Raw genomic sequence first — 1,033 nt, forward strand, 5'->3', positions numbered from 1 at the left:
CGGTCCGACGCGCCGGCGGGGTGCCCGTGGCGGCGGCAGCCGTGGCCGGTGTCGCGCCGCCCGATTCGCCCACGGCGGAACGTGTGGCCGAGGCTGACACTGTGGCACCCGTCACGTAGGGTGGTTCCACGGGATCGGTCTTCCGATCCCGTCCCGCCGGCGGCTGGAAGGAGTGAGACGCTCTCCACCAGCCGCCGTTGTGCTCTCCGGGGCCGGCCCAGTCCGGCGGCGGAGGCCGCGGGCAGCGACCGGACGACCCCAGGAGGACGCCATGACCATCGATGTCAGCTTCATCGCCCGCAACATCACCCCGAGCGAGACGTATCGCGAGCATGTCCGCGAGCGGGTGGGTCGACTCGAGCACCTCGCGGCCGGCGCCCGGACCATCGAGGTCAAGACGTCCAAGCCCTCCAGTCAGCGTCACTCCGAGCAGAACGTGAAGGTGGAGGTCACCCTCCGGGGCGACCGCACCGTGGTTCGCACCGAGGCGGACGACGACGACAAGACGGCCGCCTTCGACAAGGCGTTCAACCGGCTCACGGAGCGTCTGCGCCGCCTGCACGATCGCCGCAAGGACCGTCGGAGGCAGCCCTCGGTCGCCGAGGCCACGGCGGACATGGTCCCGGTGGACTCGGGTGTCTCCCTGGTGGAGCAGGTCCTCGCGGCGCGCAAGGCCGAGGAGGAGGCCGCGGGCATGGACGTCCCCGAGGACACCCCCGTGCGCATCCGGGAGAAGACGTTCCCGGCGACGCCCATGACGGTGGACGAGGCCGTGGACGCCATGGAGCTCGTGGGCCATGACTTCTACCTCTTCCAGAACTCCGAGACCGGGGTCCCCGGCGTGGTGTACCGCCGCCAGGGATGGGAGTACGGCGTGATCAGGCTGGACGAGTCGCTGCCGGCCGACCACGTGCCGGAAGAACACCAGCGCCGTCGCGAGCATCGGCATCAGCAGGTACACCGGGTTCGTGAACGCGGAGGGCACCTCAGCGTTCACCACCAGGTCACGGATCACACCGCCGCCGATGCCCAC

Annotated in this window: 2 pseudogenes; one reads left to right on the forward strand and one right to left on the reverse strand. The window is 70.7% G+C overall.

Annotation, left to right across the window (positions count from 1 at the left end):
* Positions 1–271 precede the first annotated feature (271 nt).
* Positions 272–865: pseudogene (hpf, locus tag AC2W7A_RS12780) on the forward strand (ribosome hibernation-promoting factor, HPF/YfiA family); the annotation flags it as partial.
* Positions 866–970: 105 nt separating this feature from the next.
* Here the strand turns inward: hpf and AC2W7A_RS12785 are convergent.
* A pseudogene (locus tag AC2W7A_RS12785) lies at positions 971–1,033 on the reverse strand (TRIC cation channel family protein); the annotation flags it as partial.

The sequence above is a fragment of the Micrococcus sp. LASM2_SD2 genome (assembly GCF_057364565.1).